The sequence below is a fragment of the Janthinobacterium sp. 75 genome, from assembly GCF_004365495.1.
Taxonomy (GTDB): domain Bacteria; phylum Pseudomonadota; class Gammaproteobacteria; order Burkholderiales; family Burkholderiaceae_D; genus Janthinobacterium.
Genome location: NZ_SORD01000001.1, coordinates 1,900,621 through 1,923,699 on the forward strand (window position 1 = coordinate 1,900,621; position 23,079 = coordinate 1,923,699).

General features: G+C 54.7%; 21 protein-coding genes, 1 tRNA gene and 4 pseudogenes. 21 read left to right on the forward strand and 5 right to left on the reverse strand.

Translation table 11 applies throughout. The annotated features are described in order from the left end of the window. The first annotated feature begins 11 nt into the window (after positions 1-11). From C8C89_RS08685 to C8C89_RS08710, 6 genes are all read left to right on the forward strand, one after another. Positions 12-1,226, forward strand: coding sequence for an NAD(P)/FAD-dependent oxidoreductase (locus C8C89_RS08685; protein ID WP_133989409.1), 1,215 nt, complete (start codon positions 12-14; stop codon positions 1,224-1,226). 183 nt (positions 1,227-1,409) lie between these two features. Further along, complete coding sequence (gene rpsU / locus C8C89_RS08690; RefSeq protein ID WP_008451879.1) at positions 1,410-1,622, forward strand: 30S ribosomal protein S21; 213 nt, start codon at positions 1,410-1,412, stop codon at positions 1,620-1,622. Positions 1,623-1,942: 320 nt separating this feature from the next. Then, the gene (locus C8C89_RS08695; protein WP_034746974.1) at positions 1,943-2,395 is read left to right on the forward strand and encodes a GatB/YqeY domain-containing protein; all 453 of its coding nucleotides are present in this window, start codon (positions 1,943-1,945) and stop codon (positions 2,393-2,395) included. A 129-nt stretch (positions 2,396-2,524) separates the two neighbouring features. Continuing rightward, complete coding sequence (gene dnaG, locus C8C89_RS08700) at positions 2,525-4,321, forward strand: DNA primase (protein WP_101482659.1); 1,797 nt, start codon at positions 2,525-2,527, stop codon at positions 4,319-4,321. 464 nt (positions 4,322-4,785) lie between these two features. Next, positions 4,786-7,026 (forward strand): RNA polymerase sigma factor RpoD, encoded by a 2,241-nt coding sequence (gene rpoD, locus C8C89_RS08705; protein WP_101482658.1) that lies wholly within the window; start codon positions 4,786-4,788, stop codon positions 7,024-7,026. Between the two features lie 108 nt (positions 7,027-7,134). After that, positions 7,135-7,213: transfer RNA gene (locus tag C8C89_RS08710), tRNA-Ile, on the forward strand. A 468-nt stretch (positions 7,214-7,681) separates the two neighbouring features. Here C8C89_RS08710 and C8C89_RS08715 read toward each other — a convergent pair. Further along, positions 7,682-8,164 (reverse strand): DUF2726 domain-containing protein, encoded by a 483-nt coding sequence (locus C8C89_RS08715; RefSeq protein WP_166674693.1) that lies wholly within the window; start codon positions 8,162-8,164, stop codon positions 7,682-7,684. A gap of 87 nt (positions 8,165-8,251) precedes the next feature. Here C8C89_RS08715 and C8C89_RS08720 point away from each other — a divergent pair, with 87 nt between their 5' ends. From C8C89_RS08720 to C8C89_RS08755, 8 genes are all read left to right on the forward strand, one after another. After that, complete coding sequence (locus tag C8C89_RS08720; protein WP_133989413.1) at positions 8,252-8,593, forward strand: hypothetical protein; 342 nt, start codon at positions 8,252-8,254, stop codon at positions 8,591-8,593. 514 nt (positions 8,594-9,107) lie between these two features. Further along, on the forward strand, positions 9,108-9,323 hold the full coding sequence (locus C8C89_RS08725) for a major coat protein (protein ID WP_133989415.1): 216 nt from the start codon (positions 9,108-9,110) through the stop codon (positions 9,321-9,323). Between the two features lie 54 nt (positions 9,324-9,377). Beyond that, positions 9,378-10,532 carry a hypothetical protein gene (locus tag C8C89_RS08730; protein ID WP_133989417.1) on the forward strand — a complete coding sequence of 385 codons (1,155 nt, stop codon included), beginning with the start codon at positions 9,378-9,380 and terminating at the stop codon, positions 10,530-10,532. 1 nt (position 10,533) lies between these two features. Continuing rightward, positions 10,534-10,869: a hypothetical protein gene (locus C8C89_RS08735; RefSeq protein ID WP_133989419.1), complete on the forward strand. Its 336-nt coding sequence runs from the start codon at positions 10,534-10,536 to the stop codon at positions 10,867-10,869. Positions 10,870-10,878: 9 nt separating this feature from the next. Further along, entirely contained in the window at positions 10,879-12,024 is a 1,146-nt protein-coding gene (locus tag C8C89_RS08740; RefSeq protein ID WP_133989421.1) for a zonular occludens toxin domain-containing protein, read from the forward strand. Beyond that, the gene (locus C8C89_RS08745) at positions 12,021-13,328 is read left to right on the forward strand and encodes a hypothetical protein (protein ID WP_133989423.1); all 1,308 of its coding nucleotides are present in this window, start codon (positions 12,021-12,023) and stop codon (positions 13,326-13,328) included. Before C8C89_RS08740 ends, C8C89_RS08745 begins: the two co-directional genes overlap by 4 nt. A gap of 237 nt (positions 13,329-13,565) precedes the next feature. Next, complete coding sequence (locus tag C8C89_RS08750; protein WP_133989425.1) at positions 13,566-13,835, forward strand: hypothetical protein; 270 nt, start codon at positions 13,566-13,568, stop codon at positions 13,833-13,835. A gap of 217 nt (positions 13,836-14,052) precedes the next feature. Beyond that, a complete protein-coding gene (locus tag C8C89_RS08755; protein ID WP_166674694.1) occupies positions 14,053-14,955 on the forward strand; it encodes a hypothetical protein in 903 nt (300 codons plus the stop codon). 3 nt (positions 14,956-14,958) lie between these two features. Here C8C89_RS08755 and C8C89_RS08760 read toward each other — a convergent pair whose 3' ends face one another. Further along, positions 14,959-15,219, reverse strand: coding sequence for a hypothetical protein (locus tag C8C89_RS08760; RefSeq protein WP_133989428.1), 261 nt, complete (start codon positions 15,217-15,219; stop codon positions 14,959-14,961). 176 nt (positions 15,220-15,395) lie between these two features. Here C8C89_RS08760 and C8C89_RS08765 point away from each other — a divergent pair, with 176 nt between their 5' ends. Beyond that, complete coding sequence (locus C8C89_RS08765) at positions 15,396-16,280, forward strand: site-specific integrase (protein WP_133989430.1); 885 nt, start codon at positions 15,396-15,398, stop codon at positions 16,278-16,280. A 396-nt stretch (positions 16,281-16,676) separates the two neighbouring features. Here C8C89_RS08765 and C8C89_RS27505 read toward each other — a convergent pair. Beyond that, positions 16,677-16,892, reverse strand: a pseudogene (locus C8C89_RS27505) (tyrosine-type recombinase/integrase); the annotation flags it as partial. 106 nt (positions 16,893-16,998) lie between these two features. Between C8C89_RS27505 and C8C89_RS08775 the strand changes: the two are divergent. The 5 genes and pseudogenes from C8C89_RS08775 to C8C89_RS08795 form a co-directional block, all read left to right on the forward strand. Further along, positions 16,999-17,325, forward strand: a pseudogene (locus tag C8C89_RS08775) (helix-turn-helix domain-containing protein); the annotation flags it as partial. 176 nt (positions 17,326-17,501) lie between these two features. Continuing rightward, positions 17,502-17,914 (forward strand): annotated as a pseudogene (locus C8C89_RS08780) (chemotaxis protein CheW). Positions 17,915-17,963: 49 nt separating this feature from the next. Continuing rightward, positions 17,964-19,679, forward strand: coding sequence for a methyl-accepting chemotaxis protein (locus C8C89_RS27510; RefSeq protein ID WP_133989432.1), 1,716 nt, complete (start codon positions 17,964-17,966; stop codon positions 19,677-19,679). Between the two features lie 106 nt (positions 19,680-19,785). Next, positions 19,786-20,061: pseudogene (locus C8C89_RS08790) on the forward strand (transposase); the annotation flags it as partial. Between the two features lie 312 nt (positions 20,062-20,373). Continuing rightward, positions 20,374-20,709, forward strand: a complete 336-nt coding sequence (locus C8C89_RS08795; RefSeq protein WP_101482653.1) for an FKBP-type peptidyl-prolyl cis-trans isomerase — start codon at positions 20,374-20,376, stop codon at positions 20,707-20,709. A gap of 15 nt (positions 20,710-20,724) precedes the next feature. On the opposite strand, the gene C8C89_RS08800 is transcribed toward C8C89_RS08795, so the two are convergent. Then, a complete protein-coding gene (locus C8C89_RS08800) occupies positions 20,725-21,213 on the reverse strand; it encodes a DUF2726 domain-containing protein (RefSeq protein WP_133989434.1) in 489 nt (162 codons plus the stop codon). A 97-nt stretch (positions 21,214-21,310) separates the two neighbouring features. After that, complete coding sequence (locus C8C89_RS08805) at positions 21,311-22,024, reverse strand: YjjG family noncanonical pyrimidine nucleotidase (RefSeq protein ID WP_133989436.1); 714 nt, start codon at positions 22,022-22,024, stop codon at positions 21,311-21,313. A gap of 128 nt (positions 22,025-22,152) precedes the next feature. Here C8C89_RS08805 and C8C89_RS08810 point away from each other — a divergent pair, with 128 nt between their 5' ends. Continuing rightward, positions 22,153-22,878, forward strand: a complete 726-nt coding sequence (locus C8C89_RS08810) for a pyridoxine 5'-phosphate synthase (RefSeq protein ID WP_133989438.1) — start codon at positions 22,153-22,155, stop codon at positions 22,876-22,878. Positions 22,879-23,079 lie beyond the last annotated feature (201 nt).

Consider the following 23,079-nt stretch of genomic DNA (forward strand, 5'->3'; position numbering starts at 1 on the left):
CCGGAATTCTTATGGCAAAACAATTTGATGTGGCAGTGATCGGCGCGGGCGCGGCCGGCATGATGTGTGCGGCTGTTGCCGCCCAGCAAGGCAAGCGCGTGGTGTTGATCGATCACGCAGCCAAGCTGGCCGAAAAGATCCGCATCTCGGGTGGCGGGCGCTGTAATTTCACCAACATTAACGCCACCCCACAAAATTTCCTCTCGGAAAATCCGCATTTCTGCAAAAGCGCGCTGTCGCGCTACACGCCGCAGGATTTCCTCGCGCTGGTGAAAAAATACCGCATCGGCTACCACGAGAAGCACAAGGGCCAGCAATTCTGCAATGAATCGGCCGAGCAGATCATCGACATGCTCAAAGACGAGTGCGCCGCTGGCGGCGTGCACTGGCGCATGCCGTGCAAGATTGAAAATGTTGTCCAGCAAGATGATGGCGGCTTCGTGCTGCAGACCGATAGCGGCGACATCGAGACGGCCAGCATCGTCATTGCCACGGGCGGCCTGTCGATCCCGAAGATCGGCGCGACGGATTTTGCCTACCGCATCGCCAAACAATTCGATTTGATGATGGTCGAACCGCGTCCGGCCCTGGTGCCGCTGACGTTCGATGCGGCCAGCTGGGCGCCGTTCGCGGAACTGTCCGGCATCGCCCTGGAAGTGGATGTGGAAACGGGCAGCCTGAAAGGCCGCAAGGCAACAGGTGCGCGTTTCCGCGAAGATTTGCTGTTCACCCACCGCGGCCTGTCCGGCCCGGCGATCCTGCAGATTTCCAGCTACTGGCTGCCGGGCACGCCCATCGTCATCAACTTGTTGCCGGAAGTAGACGTGGCGCAGACCCTCATCGAAGGCAAGGGCACCCTGAAGAAGCAGCTGGGCAATATCGTCGCGCAATGGCTGCCGCAGCGCCTGGCAGACTGCATGCTGGCCGTCAACGGCCTGGCGCCGGACGCGCGCATCGCCGACATGCCCGACGCACAGCTGCGCAAGCTGGGACTGGCCATCAATGCCTGGTCCATCGTGCCGAACGGTTCCGAAGGCTACCGCAAGGCCGAAGTGACACGCGGCGGCATCGATACGCGCGAGCTGTCGCAGCAGACCATGATGGCCAACAAGGTGCCGGGCCTGTACTTCATCGGCGAAGCGGTCGACGTGACGGGCTGGCTGGGCGGCTACAACTTCCAGTGGGCCTGGGCTTCCGGCGTGGCGGCAGGTATTGCCTTGCAGTAAGCAACTCTGTAGTATTGGGTGTTGGCGCCCGGTGCGCCGGCCCCGGTGCGTGGTTTACGCCACATTCCGGCAGCGACCGCAGGCTGCATGCCGCACGCAAGTGGGGGAGGGGCTTCCCTTTCCGAATAAAAGCTGCTACTATCTATCTCTTCCTATACACCACCTCAACGGTTTGAATTTTACATGACCACTATTCGCCTTAAAGAAAACGAGCCGTTCGAAGTCGCAATGCGTCGCTTCAAACGCACCATCGAAAAAACGGGTCTGCTGACCGAATTGCGCGCACGCGAATTCTACGAAAAGCCAACAGCTGAGCGCAAGCGCAAGCTGGCAGCTGCTGTAAAGCGTCATTACAAACGCATCCGCAGCCAACAACTGCCGAAAAAATTATTCTAAGACTGTTCAGTCAGAACCAACCCGGGTAGTTCGGCGCATTGTTCGCCACGGGTTTTGTTTTGATTCGCCTGGAGTGATACTTCAGATGAGTCGCATACCCGCTCCGGTTCGCCGCAGCGGGTTTTCGCTTTTGTGGCCGCCTGCTTGGAACGCCTGATAGAACCGTAGCGAGCGGCAGTGAGTTGCGGCTGAGAAGCGCAGCTGTGCGAATGCGCAGTGAGCATCGGAGGCCGCAAATCGCGACGCGCAGTAGCTTATGTTAGGTGCTCTTAGTCTGCGCGCACGAGCATCGAGCCCAACTTACCAACACGAGGATTGCCATGAGCTTGAAAGAACAAATTACCGAAGACATGAAAAACGCCATGCGCGCCAAGGAAGCGGGCAAGCTGGGCACGATTCGCCTGTTGCTGGCGGAAATCAAGCGCAAGGAAGTCGACGAGCGCATCGAATTGACGGATGCCCATGTGACTGCCATCGTGGAAAAGATGATCAAGCAGCGCAAGGATTCGATCACCCAGTTCGAAGCCGGTGGCCGTGCCGACCTGGCCGACATCGAAAAAGCCGAGCTGGTGCACCTGACGGGCTATATGCCTGCCGGTCTGTCGGACGAAGAAGTGGCGGCCGAAGTGGCTGCCGCCGTGGCCGCCTCGGGCGCCGCCGGTCCGCAAGACATGGGCAAGGTGATGGCCATCGTCAAGCCGAAGCTGGCGGGCCGCGCCGATATGACCGTGGTGTCCGCGCTGGTCAAGAAAGCCTTGACGCCAGCAGCGTAAGCATACAATAGTAGTAATCGGCTGCCGGCCCATGCTGGCAGCCGCTCAATCGCCCACACGTTGACCTGGCTCAACCTCAGGCCACGTGCGGTAGTATAGTTTGACCTATAACAAGACCCGCCCTAGCCAGTGATACCTCAATCCTTCATTTCCGATTTGCTCAACCGTGTCGATATCGTCGATGTCGTGGGCCGCTATGTGCAGCTGAAAAAAGGTGGTGCCAATTTCATGGGCTTGTGCCCGTTCCACAGTGAAAAATCGCCCAGCTTTACCGTCAGCCCCACCAAGCAGTTCTATCACTGCTTCGGCTGTGGCGCGCATGGCACCTCGATCGGCTTCCTGATCGAGTACTCGGGCATGGGCTTTGTCGACGCCGTCAAGGACCTGGCGCAGAATGTGGGCATGGTCGTGCCGGAAGCGGACGACAAGATTCCGCCGGCCCAGCGCGCCCAGATCCAGGCGCAAAGCATGGCCCTGTCTGATGCCATGACGCAGGCCTGCGACTATTACCGTGGCCAGTTGCGCCACGCGCCCGAAGCCATCGCCTACCTGAAGAACCGGGGCTTGACGGGCGAAGTGGCCGCTCGCTTCGGCATGGGTTTTGCGCCCGGCGGCTGGGATAATTTACGCTCCGTCTTCCCCGATTACGACGTGGTAGCCCTGGCCGAGGCCGGTCTCGTGATCGACAAGGTCGATGAAGAGGGGAATAACCGCAAGCGTTACGACCGATTCCGCGAACGCATCATGTTTCCGATTCGCAATACCAAAGGCCAGGTTATCGCCTTTGGCGGCCGTGTCCTCGACCATGGCGAACCGAAATACCTGAACTCGCCGGAAACCCCCTTGTTTTCCAAGGGTTTCGAACTATATGGCTTGTTCGAGGCGCGCCAGGCCATCCGCGACGCCGGCTACGTGCTGGTGACCGAAGGCTATATGGACGTGGTGGCGCTGGCGCAGATGGGTTTCCCGCAGGCGGTGGCCACCCTGGGCACGGCGTGCACACCCACCCACGTGCAAAAACTGCTGCGCCAGACCGATAACGTGATTTTCAGTTTCGACGGCGACAAGGCAGGCCGCCGCGCCGCCCGCCGCGCGCTGGAGGCCAGCCTGGCCCACGTGTCGGACAATAAAACGATCAAATTCCTGTTCTTGCCGTCGGAACATGATCCGGACAGCTATATCCGTGAATTTGGCGCCGAAGGTTTTGAGCAACAAGTGCATGAAGCCATGCCGCTGTCGCAATTTTTGCTGAAAGAAGTGTCGGGCGAGCATGATCTGTCCGAGCCGGAAGGGCGCGCCCGCGTGCAGTTCGACGCGAAGCCCCTGTTGCAGCTGATGGCGCCGTCGTCCTTGCGCCTGCAGATCGTGCGGGGACTTGCGCAGCTGACGCAGTCCACCCCGGCCGAGATCGAAGCCCTGTTCGAGCTGGCCAAGCCCGTTGCCGTGGCGCGACGCGCGCCGCCGAAATCGGGTCGCCCCGTTCCAGTAGGGCTGGAATTGAAGATCATGCGCATGCTGGTGGCGCATCCGCCCTTGACCATGCGCATCGACGAAGCGGCCCTGACCGCCTTCCAGCACCTGGGACCGGACGCAGCCCACAGCCTGGGGCAGCTGGTGGCCGTGGGCCAGGCGCTGGGCGAGCATGGCAGTTTCGCCGCCTTGGCGCAGCAGTTGAAGGAGTTGGGCAGCGAATATGACGAGATCATCGGCGAGATCGCGGCCGGCACGGAATCCGATTACGACAGCGAATTGTCGTGGCTGGTGAGCACCATCCGCGAGATCAAGTTGAATGCCTTGAAGGCGGAATTGCAGCAATTGTTTGCGTCGGGTTTGCCATCGGAGAAAATTGGTGTACGCTACCGCGAAATCATGCAGGAGCAAGGCGATCTGGAGCGTGAGCGCGATGCCGAGTTATTGAATCGCTAATCTTGCTCTGGGGGTATGGCGCGCACTGGAAAAACATTTTTCGCGTGCTATAATTAAATGCTAAGTATTGTGTGCTTTGGCAAGCTAGTTCTGTTTCGTAAATAGTATTTGTTTTCAGTAAGTTAGGCTCTTGATCGGCGCGGTGGATCGTGTCGGCAGCCAGGGCCAACTGGCGTTTTCAGCGTTGCGGGCAAGGCTCGCGGACGCTGGCAAGCCGCGCCAGGCTCTCGCTCCCAACGCGGTCGATGCAGGAATTTTTGCCGAGGCGGCTGGCAACAGCCGGTGGACAGGAATTGCTGCGCTTCCCGCGGATCGTGGCCGATGAGGTGTAAGTAACGTAACAGTGTCGAATTTGCGTTGTCGGCAGGTTCGAAGATGGTGGTTCCCGCAGGTAGACAGGGAACTGGCAGCAAACTTTATCCTAATCCACCGTAAAGCAAGTCGTTGTGTAATCGAAAGCGCCTGTGCCAATCAAGAAACCCGAATCCAAAGCGGCTGTAAAGCCCACTAAAGTTACCACGAAAGCCGAAAAGGCGCTCGACCGGCCAGAAGCGCGCATCACCAGCGCGCCCGTGGTCAGCCAGACCACCGACGCCGCCACACTGGCGGCCATCGATACGTCCGGCTATGTCTTGCCGTCGGTAAAAGTGCCAGGCCGCCGCGGCCGTAAGCCAAAAGAATTCCAGCCAGAAAATGATGAAGTCGCCGCCCTGAACGCCGTCGAGCGGGCCGAACTGAAAGCCGTCGACAAGGCCAAGGCCAAAGACCGCAAGGCGAAGGAGCGCGCGCTGTTGAAGGACGCGTTCTCGTCCGACACGGAAGCGAGCGAGGAAGAACTCGAGCGTCGGCGCCAGAAACTCAAGACCCTGATCAAGTTCGGCAAGGAACGCGGTTTCCTCACCTATGCGGAAATCAACGATCACTTGCCCGAAAATATCGTCGATCCGGAAGCCATCGAAGGCATCATCGGTACCTTCAATGACATGGGCATCGCCGTCTACGAGCACGCGCCCGATGCGGAAACCTTGTTGTTGTCCGATAACGTTGCCGTTGTCACCAGCGACGATGAGGCGGAAGCCGCGGCCGAGGCCGCATTGTCGACCGTCGACTCCGATTTCGGCCGTACCACCGACCCCGTGCGCATGTATATGCGCGAGATGGGCTCGGTCGAGTTGCTGACGCGTGAAGGCGAGATCGAGATTGCCAAGCGTATCGAAGATGGCTTGAAAGACATGATCCAGGCCATTTCGGCCTGTCCCGTGACGATCGCCGAAATCATCGCCGCCGCCGACCGCATCGCCAACGAAGAGATCAAGATCGACGAAATCGTCGACGGCCTCGTCGATGAAAACGAGCCGGTTGCCACCGCTCCTGTCGTGGCCGCTCCCGTCGAAGAAGACGAGGAAGAGGGCGAAGCGGAAGAAGAGGAAGTCGAGGAAGAGGAAGAGGCGAGCGCTTCCGGCGCGGCCGGCTTCTCGGCCGAGCAGCTGGAAACGCTGAAACGCACGGCGCTGGAAAAATTTGCCGTCATTTCGCAGCAATTCGACAAGATGCGCCGCGCCTTCGAGAAAGAAGGCTACAACTCCAAGCCTTACGCCAAGGCACAGGAAGCCATTTCGCAAGAATTGCTGGGCATCCGCTTCACGGCCAAGGTGGTGGAAAAGCTGTGCGACACCCTGCGCGGCCAGGTCGATGAAGTGCGCCATATCGAGAAGCAGATTCTCGACGTGGCCGTGAACCGCTGCGGCATGCCGCGCGCCCACTTCATCAAGGTCTTCCCAGGCAATGAAACCAACCTGGACTGGGTCGATGGCGAAGTCAACGCAGGACACGCATACAGCGCCATCCTGGGCCGCAACATTCCGACCGTCAAGGAACTGCAGCAGCGTCTGATCGACCTGCAGGCGCGCGTCGTATTGCCGCTGCCGGACTTGCGCAACATCAACCGCCAGATGGCGGCCGGTGAAATGAAGGCGCGCAAGGCCAAGCGTGAAATGACGGAGGCCAACTTGCGCCTGGTCATTTCGATCGCCAAGAAGTATACGAACCGCGGCCTGCAATTCCTCGACTTGATCCAGGAAGGCAATATTGGCCTGATGAAGGCCGTCGACAAGTTCGAGTACCGCCGTGGCTACAAGTTCTCGACCTATGCGACCTGGTGGATCCGCCAGGCCATCACGCGCTCGATCGCCGACCAGGCGCGCACGATCCGTATTCCCGTGCACATGATCGAGACGATCAACAAGATGAACCGGATTTCCCGCCAGATCCTGCAGGAAACGGGCGCAGAGCCCGATCCGGCCACCCTGGCGATCAAGATGGAGATGCCAGAGGACAAGATCCGCAAGATCATGAAAATCGCCAAGGAACCGATCTCGATGGAAACGCCGATCGGCGACGACGACGATTCCCACCTGGGCGACTTCATCGAGGACAACAACACCCTGGCGCCGGCCGACGCAGCCCTGCACGCGTCCATGCGCGGCGTGGTCAAAGACGTGCTCGATTCCCTGACGCCACGCGAAGCGAAAGTGCTGCGCATGCGTTTCGGTATCGAGATGTCCACCGACCACACCCTGGAAGAAGTGGGCAAGCAATTTGACGTGACGCGCGAGCGCATTCGCCAGATCGAAGCCAAGGCGCTGCGCAAGCTGCGCCACCCATCGCGCTCCGACAAGCTGAAAAGCTTCTTGGAAGGCAACTAGAAGCCAATAGGGCTTGACGTGCGCCCCTGATACCCCTATCCTCGCGTGTCCGTTTCCAAAACGGCCGCGCGAGGCGGGCATCAACAGCGCCGCCACGCCGCAGTTCCCGGGCCTCTAGCTCATGCTTGGTTAGAGCAGCGGACTCATAATCCGTTGGTGCCGTGTTCGACTCACGGGAGGCCCACCATTATCTTGCAACTGCAATTTGAAATTTTTCGATTTGTGGTTGCGTTCTTCTTCTGCCAGCGCCTCAAAGGCCACGGCAGGGTCTACGCCAGCTTCTTTTACGATCTTCAGGGCCGTATTGAAGTCTGGCATACGCTCCCCCTTCACATACTTCACCAGCGTTGAGTTTGGCAGTCCCCACAGCTTGGACATCGCCAGCGTTGGGCGTCCCTTCATTGCATTTTCTATCAATTCCGCATAGTTCATAGTTATTTCCTGTTTGCAATTTACACGTTTGGACAATAATATGTATTTGTCCAAACGCGCAAATGCTTGTCCGTTTGGGTAAGTAAACGATAGCACATCTAGGTTGAATGTAAACCGCTCAGTCTCCGGCCCACGGGCCGCCTGTTTGCCCACTGGTACGCCTTGGGAGGTTTTTTTCGGTTGCCGATCTGTGCTAAGTGAAAAGTGTTTGACGGTAGTCGTATCAAAAAGTGTGCATGTTCATTAGTAGGGATTCGATATCGGTTCTTACTTTTTCTGATGTTGGAATGCTCGGGTAACGAATCGTGTGGTATCCGGCTTGTTTGAGCATGGCGTCTCGCTCATGGTCGTTCTGTTCGCGGCCGATGTGGCTGCGGTCGTCAAGCTCGATCACTGCGATGACGTTCATGTGGTTGCTGCATAAAACAAAGTCGATCACCTTGCGATTGAATCGATTTCGGGATTGCCAGCCATCTGCGGTGATGAGAGCAGAAAACGCTACTTGTGTTAGCACGATGCATTCAGGCAGTGCAGTTGTTAAGAGCGCGAACATTTGTTGCTCACGGCTTGTAAGTATTGGCCTTCGTTTTATCTGTGGTGACTCCGGTGATTTGGCTGAAACAAGCCTAAAAATCCCCGGATTAAAAAGCTTCGGAAATATTAGTGCAGTAATTACCACTGAAAGTAACAACATAAGTGTGTTCATAAAATTGCCATTAGTTCTAGATGGCAATAAACATATCACAGTCGTACTTAATCGTTCTAGCGGGCGACTCACTCTAAGGAAAAGATCATGAAAAATACCATTCAAATTCTGCATGTCACCCAAGTGGCTGGCCGTTCGAAAAAAACCGGCAATGACTACGATATGCGCATGGCGCAATGCATCGTCCATAAGCCAAACCGCGACACTGGCGTCATTGAGCCGTTAATCGGTGAACTGGTGTTGCCGGAGCGCTTCAAAGACACTCAGCCGGGTATGTATGAGGTCGAATTCGAAGTGTCGATCTCGCAAGACAAGCGTGTCGGCGCACAGGTCTTTTCTATCACTCCAATTTCCGCTGCTTCCCAAGCAAAACCCGCTGCAGCGGCTCCCGCCGTCAAGGCGAACCCAGGTCAACAAACCGCCTCGTAACTTCCCATGCCTTCCTGCGTTGATTCCACACAAATGACGGGGCCAGATGCTCCGTCTGGTGCTGTGCTGTACACGGTGTCCAGCGCTCCCACAGAGTTGTCTAAATGCGCCTATGTGGTTGAGTCAGGCCCCGAGTATTCGGCTGCTTTGGCTGCGCAGGATAAGGCCCTGGATATATTTTTCGTGGCGGCGGTGGTCGTGCTGTTCGCCTTGGGTTGGATTGCAGGGGCGCAACGATGATTTTGCTGAAAAATTTGTGGCCTGTTCTGTTTCTGGCCGGTTTGTTCGTCTGTGCTGTGTACCTGGCGAAGTACATTATTGCCCGTTTTTTGGAGCACAAATAATGTCTATTGCCGCTGCTGTCGGGTACGCGTTGAGTGCCTTTGGTGTCGGGTACGCGGCTGGTGCGATACAGCGAATTATCCGGCGCTCTATTGAAATTTTGGATTAGCAGTATTTTGACGCTCGGTCGTCGTCAATCTTATGTAGACCGCTATTTTTTAGGGATGTGCAAATGAACAAAAATATCATTCGTGGTTTGGCTCTGGTGGGTGCTGTTGCCGTGTCGGGCGCTGCTTTGGCGGTTGATGATCCGGGTATTGCTGCTATCACGGCTCTGTCCGGTCAAGCCGGTAGCTACATCACTGCGGCCTTCGCTGTCGCCGTCCTGGTCGCCGGTGGCTTCTGGGGTATCAAGATGATGAAAAAAGCGTTCTCGAAGGCTGGTTAAAATCCATCTGCATTACCAGGGCGGCTGCGGTCGCCTTTTTTTTCGGGTGTAAATATGAGAAACGTTATTTTTTTGCTGCTGTTTTTCGTTGCGAACAGTTCTATCGCAGGTATTAAGTATGTTGCGAATGGTGCGGAGGGGAGGGCAAGTTTAACTGATGCATGGCGCTTATGGGCTGCATCTGAGGATCGGCCTAATAAAGACGGTACGTGTGAACCCCATCCTACTGTTCCTGATATTTGGACTTGTAAGTTTACTGCGTGGAATGGCGGTAAGGGTACAGTTATTGTCGAGAAAAGAGGGAAGTGTAACCTTGGCGATTATGTCGGAATGTATAAATATCCTAGTGGTTATGGGCGTCCTAATAAGGATCAAACTAGTATTGAGTTTGTGCAAAAAATTTCGCATGATGGTAATGGTTTTCAAAACATTTACTGTATTAATTCTTGCCAAGCTGTGGTTGCAAGAGAGTCTGACGTAGGTAAGTTGCGCCAAGAATCATCGCCAAAGCCGGGCATTTTTCTTTTTGTCTACGATGTTAAGTTAACCGAGAGCGCGCAAAGCTGTAGCGTTGAAAAATTGCCAAATACTGACGTTCCGGCATATAACGGTAACGACACGCCTGTTGACCCAACTAATCCAACGAATCCTACTGACCCAACTAATCCAACGAATCCTACTGACCCGGGCGGTACTCCTGGTGGTACTCCTGGCGGCGACCCTGGCGGCACTCCTGGGGGCACTCCTGGGGGTACTCCTGGTGGCACTCCTGGTGGCACTCCTGGCGGTACGCCCGGGGGCACTCCTGGGGGAACTCCTGGCACGGGTACGGGTACGCCTGGTGATGGTAAGGGGAATGGATGCGGTGCCCCTGGTCAACCTGCATGTCGAATCGATGAAACTGGAATCCCCAGGATCGATGAAGATATGGGCGATAAAGGGTATCGCGCTGTCGAATCTTCGAATAAAGACAATATCGAAGGAGTTAAAGACATAACTAAGGAAAAGCTTGGATTGGGCGACTGGTTCCCTTCAATTCCTACTGCAGCTTGTAGTAATCCGTATGTGCCTAATCCTATCTCCGGTATAGCTGTAAAAGTTGATATTTGTGACTATGTAAATATATTCGCCAAGTTTATAAGCGGCGTAATTTGTTTCTTTGCGCTTATCGGCTCCGTTCAACAGGTTCAATCTGCAATGAAAGCTTAATATGCCTTTACTTGGTACTTTGCTTATTAATTTATGCGTCTTTCTGATTAATTTATTTTCCAGATTCATGATATTGGAGAAAGCTTTTAGGCTTTCTGCAATGATTCTGATGCTGTCGCTTGCTAGCGTCATGATCGGGCTTATGTATACCTGCGCTAAGGGCGTTTGTTCCCAGGGCATTTCCAGCATGGCTTCTTCGCATCCTAGTTTTGCTGTCGGCCTTGGGATTGCTTTTAATTCCACCACTTTCACTGCCGCTACTTGCTACGTCACTGTCTGGCTTGGCTGCCAGCTATACGTCATGCAGAAAAAAGGCCTGAATCTGGTTGTTAAATAGGCAAACGATATGGCTGTTTATGCGATTACTGGCAAGTTAGGAAGCGGCAAGGGCAAGGCTGCTATTGATCAAATTCGCCGTTATCTGCGTGATGGCAAGCGTGTTGCTACCAACTGCGACGTCTTCCTGGAGCACCTGATGCCAGCGCGGGATCGGAGCGTTGTGATAAGGGTGCCGGATAAGCCGTCTGCAGTGGATTTGTACATGATCGGCAGCGGTAATCGTTTCATCGATTTTGAGCCAATTTTGCAGCATGGCCGTGCCGGGATTACCGCTGTTGCGCCTTCGCCTAAGTTGTTGCCAGGCTTTGACGAGTCGCACAATGGCGCACTTCTCCTGGATGAGTGTGGTTCGTGGCTGAACACTCGGAATTTTCAAGACAAGGGCCGGGCTGAAATGCTGGAATGGGCTATCCATGCGCGTAAGTATGGATGGGATGTATTTTTCATCATGCAAAACATCAGTCAGGTTGATAAGCAGTTGCGCGATTCCTTGCTGGAGTATGTCGTGCGACTGAATCGTCTTGATCGTATGCGGGTGCCTGTTTTAAGCCCCGCCATTGCGTTGATGACTGCGGGGGCGTCGAACGGTAGTATGCCGCGCTTGCATATCGGTGTGGTGCGATTGGGGGCCTCTCCTGATGCTTTGGTGGCGGATCGCTGGTACTTCCGTGGCGATGATCTGAACAAGGCATACAACACGACGCAAGTTTTTTCGGATACCTATCCGCACGGCACGCATTCTTTGCTCTCGGCTTGGCATTTGTCTGCCGTTGCTGGTGTTCCTCCCGATTTCATCGGGCCATTGCAGGCGACGCCTGCCGCACTTCCTATGTTGAGCTATCGCGCTCTTCCTCCTAAGCCACCTCACAAACATATGACCAAATTTCTCTTTGCTTCACTGTGCCTTGGTGCCGCCCTGGGCGTGTTTGGCTATCACTTCGGCAAGCCAGTTCTGGCGCCGACGATTGTCGAAAAACAGCCCGAAATAGTTGTATCGAAAAATCTTACTGGCATCGGATATATCTCGCGTGGCAGCGATCACTTTGTCACCTTGTCGGACGGCCGCACTGTTACCGCGTTGCGCTTTCGTTTCATCGAAGGCGGTTGGCTTGCGTTGATCGATGCTGATACCTGGGTAAAGGGCGTGTCATGAAAAAACTGTTTATTCTGTTTATCTGGCTGCCGTGTGTCGCGTTCGCTGCTGGTCAGCCTGTTTCGATACAGCTTTCTTCTGTGTCGCTTGGCGCTTTCGCACAAGCCACATACAAGAACATGCTTTCGCGTGATTTCGTAATTTCACCGGATGCGATTGCCCTTGATCGCAAGCTTACGGTGTCCGTGTCTTCCATCGATGCTGACCGGTTGCCAACGTTTGTCGAGGGCATTTTGCGCGATCAGGGCATATCGTCTGAACTGCGCGATGGCGTCTACTATCTGCGTTCTGCGCAGTCTCCTGGTGCTGCTCCACTTGCTATCCGTCTACCTTCTGCAGACGCTCCGGTTATCGGTTCCCGTGCGCCTTTTTCCGATACGTCAGTGCCGCGTGCTGTGCGTCTCGATGCTGAAGAGGGCGCCGTTGATTCGATGGTCGTTGCTGCTGGCCGGCGGCGTGATACTGAGTTCGAGGTATACGTGCCGGCGAGTCGGTCTGCTGATTTTTTGGTGCAGGTTGTGGCTACTGCCTTCGGCCCTGGTAGTGCGGTTGCTGCTGGTCACCAAATTGTGCTTGCGGGTAGTTCGTCGGAGGTGAAGAAGATGCGCGTGTTGCTCGGTGCGCTCGATCAGTTGCCGCGTATGGTTGATGTGTCCGCGTCGTGGGTTGAGGTCACGGATAACGCCAGCTCGGGCCGCGGCATTTCCATCATGGCCAATGTATTGGGCGCGAAGTTTGGCGCATCGCTTGGCAGTGTCAATGCGGCTTCTGCTATCAGTCTGCGCAACACCAATTTCCAGTTGGTGATCGATGCGCTCAATACCGATGGGCGCTTCAAACAAGTGTCGAACAGCCGCATTGTGGGTGACGACTATCAAAAGATGGTGCTTACCGTGGGCGATGAAACGCCGACGATTTCCAGCACGGGCAAAGATAATTCCGGCAACAGTGTTCAAAACATCGTCTACCGTCCTTCCGGCGTCATTGTCGACGTGCTGCCAAAGGTGCTTGGCAACGGAAAAATCAATCTCGCCATCGACGGGCAAATTTCCAGTTTCAAACCAACGGCCAGCGGCGTGACGGGTTCTCCCACGTTGATTAAGCGCCAGGTGAAAACAGCGGTGACGGTGAACGATGGTGAGGTGCTGTTGATTGGCGGTTTGAACGATGCGCAAAACGTCGATAGCTCCACTGGCTTCTCTTTCCTGCCGTCTTCGTGGGCCGCTCGATCAGGTACAAAGCTGCATACTGATCTGGTGCTGATCTTGAGCGCACAAGTTCCGCGTACATCAGAAAAACGGTGACTTGTCACGCTAATTCCGGGGTGGTGGCACAAGCGGCCCGAAGGGCAAAATCTTTGAGGGCATATTGAAGTCGGCGGTTGATTTTGAAGTGAAGGATTCAGAAGGCCCGTGCGCATCGGAGCGAGGAGCGACACGTTTTCAAAGTTTTAGCGGGTAGTCTGCCGCCTCGTTTAGTGCCTCGTTGTCGCACGTCGGCCAGTACGGCCCATTCTGAAAAACCGTTTTGAAAGTATGCACATGAAACAGCTTGAGGATGACAAGACGATTGATCTACTCGGCCCGATTAAACGAGGCAGGGGGCGTCCGGCAACTGGCGCGGCAAAGACCAGCGCACAGCGGCAAAAAGATCGCAGGGATCGCTTGCGTGACGATGGCAAGGCATTTTTGACGGTGCATGTAGATGCGCAGGTGCTGGAAGGATTGAAGGCGTATATCCGCTTCAAAGACATTACGCCGGATCAGGTGATAGAGAAATTATTGCGTCAGCAATTGCTGCGCAAACGGTAGCGGAAAGCTTCGGGCCGCTATCTGCGCGCAGCGCGGGTGGCGGCGCGAAGCGCCGCTAAACTTGTATAAGGGACACTCAAGAACATAGCAGTAGAAATTGCAGTTACGGGCAAGTGCAGCACAGGATTTTGAGTAAAGATTTTGCGACAAAAAAAAGCCCCGGGCATCTATCAAATGTCCGGGGCCTTCGATAAACCTGCCGTTACAGGACTACCGAATGACCGAATTAGATTATGAAAACGCCTTAGCGTCAATTGATTTCTCGTCTGCGGACCAAGCTGCGCAACATCGCCCCGACTGGTGGGACGATGAGGGGATCAAGAATACATGGAACGATAACTATACGGCCCGCAAACGTGTTTTTCCTGACGGACAGTGTGAGGTGACGGTGACAAAGGAACGGCACTTTGTAGGTCCGGCTGGGCTGCTCAAAACGAAGGCTAAGCGTGGTGAGTCTGAGCATAGGGAGGCAAACGACGATGATGCTGGGCGTCGGGCAAAAAAGAATGTCCGTCTTTGCTGCAAGCAAATAGGCGCGGATCGCATGGTCACATTGACATATCGGGAAAACATGGTTGATCGGGAAACCGCGCTTAAGCACTGGAAGGCATTTTGCCGCAAGCTGGGTAAGCACAAGCAATTTCACTATGTTGCTGTCATTGAGGAACAGGAACGTGGCGCGCTGCATTTCCATGTGGCAGTGGCCGGTCGGCAAATGTATGCGCTCCTGCGCTCGATTTGGCAAAGCGTCTTGGGCCTTGGGCCAAATGGTGAACAGATGGGGCAAGTCAACGTCCGCGATCCGCATCGTTTTGGCTTTGGTGTCACTGGCGCGCATAAAATCGCCAGTTACATTGCCAAGTACTGCGGCAAGGAAATGCAGTGTCGTGCGCTTGATCAAAAGCGTTATTTCAGGTCTAGGGGGATCGTGGTGCCTGAGATTCAATCGTGGCGGCTGCTTGGCTGCACATCTATGCTGGCGGCTGCTCAAGCGGCTTTTTCGGCCATTTCTGGGCATTCTATGGAGGGTCTGCAAACGTGGTGCAATAACGGTCTTGGCGTCGTTTATTTGGCGACTGCGCCGGGTTCGCCGGATTGTATGGAAGAATGTCCATTTTGATGGCTATTCGCTTCCGCGCGGGTCTCTATGTCTGTGGATGTCAATGATAATTTGGTTTATTAGCGCATCGGTGTCGGATGTGGTTTGAGATTTTTCTGATTGGATAGACAACACTAATAGTTGTACTTCTATGTCAAGTAACTGCATTTCACTTACCGAGTTTTTTATGATTGTAGCGAGTTTTTTCCCTACTGCTATATGGGACAGGCTATCAATAGAATTGGTATCGATAGAGCCGTTTTTGATCATATTTCCTGTGCTCATGATTTCTCTTCCGTGAAATTAAGAACAAGTTGAAATGCTGAATGGTGTTTCAAAATTCATATTGATCGTTATCAAGTCTAACAAAGATTGACATATTTTTAAGCACACTTTTTAACTTAGCGCAAATAACTTCGTTGTTGTATAGTTTATTCAAAGCAATATTTAAGGATTTTTAGATGGCTGGATTAGTTCTTGAAACTTTGCATGGAAAGACTTGGTTGGATGCCGTCGAGCGTTGGCTTTCCGAGAAATCGGATAAGGCTTCCATAAATTCAGATAAGTGCATTTTTCGATGGTTAGAGCCTCTGTTGGCTGAATATGATATAAACGATATAAATCGTTCTGTGGTGGACGCAGTTACCAAGAAAAAACGTGCTACCGGCGTAAAAAATGGTACGGTAAATAGAACATTGGCATTGTTGCGCTCCGTGTTGATCAGGGCTTGCGTCGATTGGGAGTGGGTTGATGCCATTCCTAAAGTGCGATTGCTTAAGGAGCCGGATCGTAGAGTGCGCTATTTGACTCAAGATGAGGCGTGCGCTCTCCTGGTCGAACTACCAGAACATTTGTCGCATATGGTGGCGTTTAGTCTTGCTACGGGATTACGTAAGGGCAACGTGATTGGCTTATGTTGGTCTCAGGTCGATCTTGTGCGCCGGGTCGCTTGGATTCATCCTGATCAAAGTAAGACACGGAAGGCTATTGTTGTACCTCTCAATGACGATGCCATGCGCGTGCTTACATTGCAGTATGGCCGTCATGCGGTGCGCGTCTTTACGTACAATGGCGAGCCTGTAATCGCTGCTACAACGGCAGCTTGGTATAAAGCGCTTAAGCGTTGTGGTATTGATGATTTTCGTTGGCATGACTTGCGACATACTTGGGCCAGTTGGCATGTTCAGCGTGGTACCCCATTGCATGTTTTACAGGAATTGGGAGGCTGGCAATCGGCACAGATGGTTCGGAGGTACGCTCATTTTTCGGCGGGGCATCTAGCTATTCATGCCGCTAATCTTCCTGTTTTGATGACGGCCGACAATGGCATGATTGGGGTGGGGTGAGTGGATTTTTTGGGGGACAGTGGTGGATGACTATTGAGATAATCGACGAACTGAGGCGGATTTGGTGCCGTAGAACAATATTTGATATAAATAATTTATATCATTCTTATGCTTTGGCGCATGGGATGGCCATTTGTAATCAGAAATATATAGTTGTGGACGGGAGGCAAGCTTGGGTCGAGGTTATTGAGCTAACGAGAACTGGGGCGATGCTGATTGGGGCGGTGGAGTGAGACGTTCTGCTAAGTTTGTTAGTGATAGAAGATGTGTCTCATAATCCGTTGGTGCCGTGTTCGACTCACGGGAGGCCCACCAAAATTCGTAGTAAAAACAAGGGGTTGCGCGATTGCGTAGCCCCTTTTTCTATTTGGTGCCCACCAAAAGTTCAACGGAAGTTCAACAGAGATTTAGTCGTGCCAAGGGATTGAGATGGCGGGTTTCTTGGAGGTGTTCGGGAGACAAGTGAGCGTACCGCATCGTCATTGTTAAGCTCTGATGGCCTAAGACTTTTTGCAAGGCTAAGATATTGCCACCATTCATCATGAAGTGACTCGCAAACGTATGGCGCAAGATATGCGTTAGCTGGCCTACCGACAGCTTTAGTTTTGCTTGATGTTAAGTTGCACTGAAAATTGACCCACTTTCCCCACGAATTTGCAACGGAATCTGACCCACGTTAGTAGCACAATTCCACCTGTCTTATCGGCAGGAGATCGGAGTGATCAACGTGGCTCTACTCGGTATCATTCGACGCTGGCACCTTCGTGACCAGATCCCAATACGAGAAATCGCCAGGCGACTGGATATCTCTCGCAATACCGTCCGACGCTATCTGCGATCGGAAACCACTGAGCCCTCCTATGCGGAGCGGCGATCAGTTAGCGGATTAGACAAATACTCGGTGCAGCTATCCGGGTGGCTCAAGGCCGAGACGACTAAGCCGCGTAAGCAGCGGCGCAATTTGAAGCAGATCCATGAGGACCTGAAAGAGCTGGGCTATGCAGGGTCATACGACCGCGTGGCAGCGTTTGCCAGGCAGTGGAAGGCGGGTCAAACAGAGTGGGTCAATTCTGCGAGCAAACGAACACACTAGTTCATCGCCTAACTCCACGGCCGATCTGGCAGACGCGATTCGCGCTCTTTGCCTTATCTATCCGACAAGGTCTCAATATGTAAGTAGCCCAAGACATCCCAACTGAGGCTGAATTCTTGGTTTTTACGATGGGCCAAGAACAATACGGACTTGACATCATCAAAGTCTAGGAAATCCGGGGCAACGAGGCTGTTACGCGGCTGGAAAATGCCCCTGATTAATTCAAATGAGTGATCAATTTGCGTGGGGTGATCGTGCCGGTCATCGATATGCGTATCAAGCTTGGCCTGAGCAAACCCGTCTACGATCAGCTCACTATCATGATCGTATTGAACATCAAGGGCAACGTGATGGGCATGGTAGTCGACAGCGTATTGGACGTAACGACGCTCACAATTGAGCAGATGCGACCCGCCCCAAGTTCGGCAATGCGATTGAGACCGACTATCTGATCGGTTTGGGGATGTTGGACGAGCGCATGCTTATCTTGGTTGATATCGATAAATTGATGGCAAGCGATGACATCAGCCTCATTCACTAGCTCGCATCCTAAAAATGCGTCTTGTATTCCCACGTAACAGGAGACACCCATGTTTAAAAAATTCACCGTGCGCGCACGTTTGCTAGCCGGATTCTTGCTGATCGCCGTACTGGGAGCAATTGTCGCTGTCATTGGTATCGTCAACATGGCCAAAATGAATGAATTGGCTGAGCGTGCTTATGCGAACGACTTGCTGGGTATTTCAGCGTCCAAAGAAGCGAACATCAATCTGGTCCAAGTTGGGCGCGCCCTACGCAATGAATTCCTGGCGCGTACTCCGGAAGAGCGTACCAAGTTCGCGGCAGCGGCCGACCATGCCAGGACGACCTTGGAAGATAGGCTTGACGTGGCTCGGTCTTTATTTACGGCTGACGCGGCTAAAGTTCTGTTCAGCGAGCTGCACAAAGGGCTGAAAGAATATGACATGAATCGCGCGCACGTAAAAAAACTGCTTGCGAGCGATAGCGCCGAGGAGAAAAGTGCTGCAGTTGATTTGCTCTTCGGTCAACTTGCGCAAAACGCAAAATACCTCGACGATAAACTGACGGAAATTGCAAGTCAAAAGGAAAAAATTTCAGCTGCCCAAGCCGTTGAAGCACGCCACGTCTATCAGCGAAGCCGCATGCTTATGATCATATTTCTATTATTTAGTCTTACCGTTGGTATTGTCATCGGCTTGTGGATCACCCATTACCTGATGCGCCAGCTCGGTGGCGAACCAAGTTACGCTGTCGATGTAGCGGGAGCCATTGCGGCTGGTCAACTTTCCCGGGCGGTCGTGCTGCGCAGTGGCGACAAGGATAGCCTGTTGTTCGCCATGGAAATGATGCGTACCTCGCTGGTCACGATTGTCGCAGAAGTACGCACGGGGACAGATACCATCGCCACTGCATCAAACCAGATCGCGGCCGGTAATCTGGACCTATCCTCACGCACCGAAGAGCAGGCGAGCGCGCTGGAAGAGACGGCCTCGTCAATGGAAGAACTCACCAGCACCGTGAAGCAAAACGCGGATAATGCTCGCCAGGCTAACTTGCTGGCTGTGTCAGCCTCAGCAGTAGCGGTGCGCGGCGGTGCGGTCGTGTCAGAAGTGGTCGACACGATGGCCTCGATTAATACATCATCGCGCAAAATCGTCGATATTATCGGCGTCATCGACGGCATCGCATTCCAGACCAACATCTTGGCGCTGAATGCCGCAGTGGAAGCGGCGCGCGCTGGTGAGCAAGGCCGTGGCTTTGCGGTCGTTGCATCGGAAGTGCGCAACCTGGCGCAGCGCTCGGCCGCAGCGGCCAAGGAAATTAAGCTTCTAATCAACGACTCGGTCGACAAGGTCGATGCCGGCGGCAAACTTGTCAAACAGGCAGGCGTGACGATGGCTGAGATCGTGCATTCAATCACGAGCGTAACCGACATCATGTCTGAAATCGCCTCGGCCAGCATGGAGCAAACCCTCGGTATCGAGCAGATCAATTCAGCGATTTCTCAGATGGATGAAGTTACCCAGCAGAATGCGGCGTTGGTTGAGGAAGCGGCTGCGGCTGCTGGCGCGCTGCAGGAGCAAGCTTCAGCACTGGCCGAGGTGGTCAGCATCTTCAAACTTGGGCAGAAAGCGTTGGTCAAGGACAGGATTCCGCTGCGACAGATTGCCGCTACGGCCACTTCTGTCAAGCTGGCACCACGCTTAATCACAACCAATGCCATGGCTGAACGCCGAGCGCGGTTGGTTGCCAACGACAGCATCGACAACTGGGCACAATTTTAACTATTGTTTCCAAAATAGAATGTAATTTACTGTATTTGTAATAAGACAGCGACCATGTGCAAGGAATCATTTTCAATTTTCTCGAGAAAGCCGTCAGCGCCGAGTTCGCCAGTAAATTACCGGCGGTAAAAACAAGTTGCTGAGCATCAGCAAGCGCGGCGACAAGAATCTGCGGCGCCTGCTGGTGCAGTGCGCGCGGGCCTACATGCAGAGACTGGAACGCCAACGCGGACAGCTGGCGCAATGGGTCCGCTCCATGCTCACGCGTCGCCACTCGAATATGGTGGCGTGCGCCCTGGCCAACAAACTGGCGCGCATGGCATGGGCCATCGCGGCCCACCATACCGAATTTGAAATAAAAGAGGCCCCCATGACAACATGAAGGCCTCCCAGACTCACCGTTTTACAGCACACCCACCTGGTTTTGCGACTGCGGATATTGGATGACGTGAACGGCACACCGGCCTGCCGGATAACCTGGCAAAAAATCGGCTATGCAAGGCCTAGGGGCTTTTCAGGACCGATAGGCGCGATTCTCATCGTGGCGCGGAGAACCATCTCCAACCAGACGCCGGATAGATTTAAGCAAGCCTACTCATATCATACAAAATCAGCTTGCAAAAAGGAGGGTGACCAGAGATTTTTCATGCTGTCGTACAATCGCGGCATGGCGATTGATGAAGGATGAAACGAGATGACGGCTGAAGTGAAGATTGACGATATCGTGGCGGGCGATGGCAAGGCGGCTGCGCGTGGCGCGCTGGTGACGGCCCATTACCGGGGCTGGCTGGAAGATGGGACGGAGTTTGACTCGTCGCATCAGCGGGGGGAGCCTTTCCGCTGTGTGTTGAGCAATAACAAGGTCATTCAGGGTTGGATTTTGGGTTTGCATGGCATGCAGGCCGGCGGCACGCGCAAGCTGTGGGTGCCGGCGGCGCTGGCGTATGGCGAGCGGCAGGTGGGCTTGATTCCGCCGCATTCCAATTTGATCTTCGAGATTGAACTACTGGAAGTGCTGACGCGCGATTGATCTCTTGACGCGAAGTCAGGCGGGCAGGGTACTTGCCTTCACTCCCGCTTTTTGCACGAGCAGTTGCTCGACATCGGCGCGCAGCGCCTGCTGGGTGGGGAAGGTCGCATAGCGCAAGGTCACATAGCCGGCCAGCCTGAGCATGGCGTCTCGCTCCTTGTCCTGGCGTTCGCGGCCGGCGTGGCTGCGGTCGTCGAGCTCGATGACGGCGATGACGTGCAGTTGCTGGTTGCACAGCACAAAATCGGCTACCTTGCGGTCGAAACGGTTTCTGTTTGCCCATCCCATCGCCGTCACCAGTGCGGAAAATGCCACTTGCGCCAGCACCGTGCATTCCGGCAATGCCGTCTGCAGCAGGTGGTACATCTGCCGCTCGCGCGCCGTCATGACGGGTTTTCTTTGCAGGCTCAGCGGCCTGCGGGACTTGGCAGCCTGGCGCGTGGCCAGCATGGCAAAGAACAAGATCAGTGCCGCGATGGCGAGCAGGACGGTGTAGGACGGCATGGGCTGGCACCAGGATGGTCGAGTCCTGATGTTACGCGAGTAGCGGCGTATTTTCGTGCCGCTGCCAGCATATTTCAGGTGGTGCGCTTGTGGAAGATCAAGCCTGTTTCAGCTTGACTTGCAGCATGTCCAGCACTGGCACGATGTCATGCAGTCTGGCCACTTCGCAGGTGGGGATGGCGGCCGAGGTATTGGCCATGTTGTCCGGATTGAACCAGCAACTGTCGATGCCATAGCGGTTGGCGCCCAGGATGTCGGCGTCCAAGCGGTCGCCGATGATGACGGTTGTCTCCTTGTTGAATGTGCGCGCCATGTTGGCGGCATAGTCGAAGAAGCGCACGTCCGGCTTGGCGTGGCCGCATGCTTCGGAGGTGGCGACGAAGGAAATGTAGTCGCTCAGGCCAGAGGCGGCGATGCGGCGGTTCTGGATGGATTCGACGCCGTTGGTGATGATGCCCACTTCGCCGATGCGCGACAGCGTTTCGCACACTTGCTCGGCGCCATCGATGAGCACGACCGTGTCCGGCAGCGATTCCAGATACAAACGGCTGGCCAGCTCCGGGTCGACGGCGATGCCATTGAGTGCAAACGTCTTGCGGAAGCGCTCCACTTTCAGGAAATCCTTGCTCACGTCACCCGTCTCGAAACGTTTCCACAGGTCGACGTTGATCGCCTGGTACTGGGTGAACAGTCCGTCGATGCCGACGCGCAAACCCAGTTCGTGCATGGTGTGCAGGAAGGAGCGTTTTTCGGACGCCCTGAAATCGAGCAAGGTATCGTCCAGGTCAAACAGGAATAGCTGGTAGGTCATGGTAAGTATTGAAAGCGTGGAACTTGTCTTGCATCGTAGCACGTAGCGCCGAGTTCGGTTGACCGTGCGCTGTGCGGGCGATCCGCTACAATCGCTGCCAGACTTGTCACCCTTACTCCATTCCTGCCATGACCCAGCTCTCCGTCAACGTCAATAAAATCGCCCTGCTGCGCAATTCGCGCGGCCGCAACTTTCCGGACCTGCTCGCGTTTTCCGCGCGCTTTCTCGACTTGGGCGCCGCCGGCATCACCTTGCACCCCCGCCCGGATCAACGCCATGCGCGCTACGAAGATGTTGCCTCGTTGCAGCGCCTGTGCGCGGAGCGGCGACGCGAGCTGAATGTGGAGGGCTATCCGGCGGCGCAATTCTTGCAGGTCGTGAAAGAGGCGCGCCCGGCGCAATGCACCTTGGTGCCCGATATGCCGGGGCAGTTGACGTCCGATCACGGCTGGGATATTGAACAGCATGCGGCGCTATTGCGTCCCGCCATTGCGCAATTGAACGACCTGGGCATCCGTGTCAGCCTGTTTGTCGATGCAGATTACCCGGCGCTGGACTGGGCGCGCGAGGTGGGCGCGGCGCGGGTGGAACTGTACACGGAACGGTTTGCCGAAAGTTATGGCGGCGCGCAGGCCGATGCCGTTTTTGATACGTATTTGCAAGCGGCACGCCGGGCGCAGGCGCTGGGATTGGGCGTGAATGCCGGGCACGACCTTGATTTGCACAACCTGCCGCGCTTCCTGGACATTCCCGGCATCCTGGAAGTGTCGATTGGCCATGCGCTGGTGGTCGAATGCATCGAGCAGGGCATGGACAAGGTGCTGGGCAGCTATCTTGAAATATGTCAATCGTAGCAGCCTTGGGCGCTTACGCTGGCCAACCGCTGCAGCCTATTTACACTGAAACCTGACCATTGTCGTTCGCTGCTGAATGGTCGCGATGCACTGTTTGACTCTCGGCAAATCGATGCGCAGGTAGCGCTCGGTACCGGCATACAGGCAGTCCGCCTGAAACCGATATAGGGGCGCATCAAAATTGATATTCCAGCGTTGATA

Coding starts and splice junctions, on each gene's coding strand:
- C8C89_RS08685 (WP_133989409.1), top strand. CDS start 12: ATGGCAAAACAATTTGATGTGGCAGTGATCGGCGCGGGCGCGGCCGGC.
- rpsU (WP_008451879.1), top strand. CDS start 1,410: ATGACCACTATTCGCCTTAAAGAAAACGAGCCGTTCGAAGTCGCAATG.
- C8C89_RS08695 (WP_034746974.1), top strand. CDS start 1,943: ATGAGCTTGAAAGAACAAATTACCGAAGACATGAAAAACGCCATGCGC.
- C8C89_RS08715 (WP_166674693.1), bottom strand. CDS start 8,164: ATGAACACACTTATGTTGTTACTTTCAGTGGTAATTACTGCACTAATA.
- C8C89_RS08720 (WP_133989413.1), top strand. CDS start 8,252: ATGAAAAATACCATTCAAATTCTGCATGTCACCCAAGTGGCTGGCCGT.
- C8C89_RS08725 (WP_133989415.1), top strand. CDS start 9,108: ATGAACAAAAATATCATTCGTGGTTTGGCTCTGGTGGGTGCTGTTGCC.
- C8C89_RS08730 (WP_133989417.1), top strand. CDS start 9,378: ATGAGAAACGTTATTTTTTTGCTGCTGTTTTTCGTTGCGAACAGTTCT.
- C8C89_RS08735 (WP_133989419.1), top strand. CDS start 10,534: ATGCCTTTACTTGGTACTTTGCTTATTAATTTATGCGTCTTTCTGATT.
- C8C89_RS08740 (WP_133989421.1), top strand. CDS start 10,879: ATGGCTGTTTATGCGATTACTGGCAAGTTAGGAAGCGGCAAGGGCAAG.
- C8C89_RS08745 (WP_133989423.1), top strand. CDS start 12,021: ATGAAAAAACTGTTTATTCTGTTTATCTGGCTGCCGTGTGTCGCGTTC.
- C8C89_RS08750 (WP_133989425.1), top strand. CDS start 13,566: ATGAAACAGCTTGAGGATGACAAGACGATTGATCTACTCGGCCCGATT.
- C8C89_RS08755 (WP_166674694.1), top strand. CDS start 14,053: ATGACCGAATTAGATTATGAAAACGCCTTAGCGTCAATTGATTTCTCG.
- C8C89_RS08760 (WP_133989428.1), bottom strand. CDS start 15,219: ATGAGCACAGGAAATATGATCAAAAACGGCTCTATCGATACCAATTCT.
- C8C89_RS08765 (WP_133989430.1), top strand. CDS start 15,396: ATGGCTGGATTAGTTCTTGAAACTTTGCATGGAAAGACTTGGTTGGAT.
- C8C89_RS27510 (WP_133989432.1), top strand. CDS start 17,964: ATGTTTAAAAAATTCACCGTGCGCGCACGTTTGCTAGCCGGATTCTTG.
- C8C89_RS08795 (WP_101482653.1), top strand. CDS start 20,374: ATGACGGCTGAAGTGAAGATTGACGATATCGTGGCGGGCGATGGCAAG.
- C8C89_RS08800 (WP_133989434.1), bottom strand. CDS start 21,213: ATGCCGTCCTACACCGTCCTGCTCGCCATCGCGGCACTGATCTTGTTC.
- C8C89_RS08805 (WP_133989436.1), bottom strand. CDS start 22,024: ATGACCTACCAGCTATTCCTGTTTGACCTGGACGATACCTTGCTCGAT.
- C8C89_RS08810 (WP_133989438.1), top strand. CDS start 22,153: ATGACCCAGCTCTCCGTCAACGTCAATAAAATCGCCCTGCTGCGCAAT.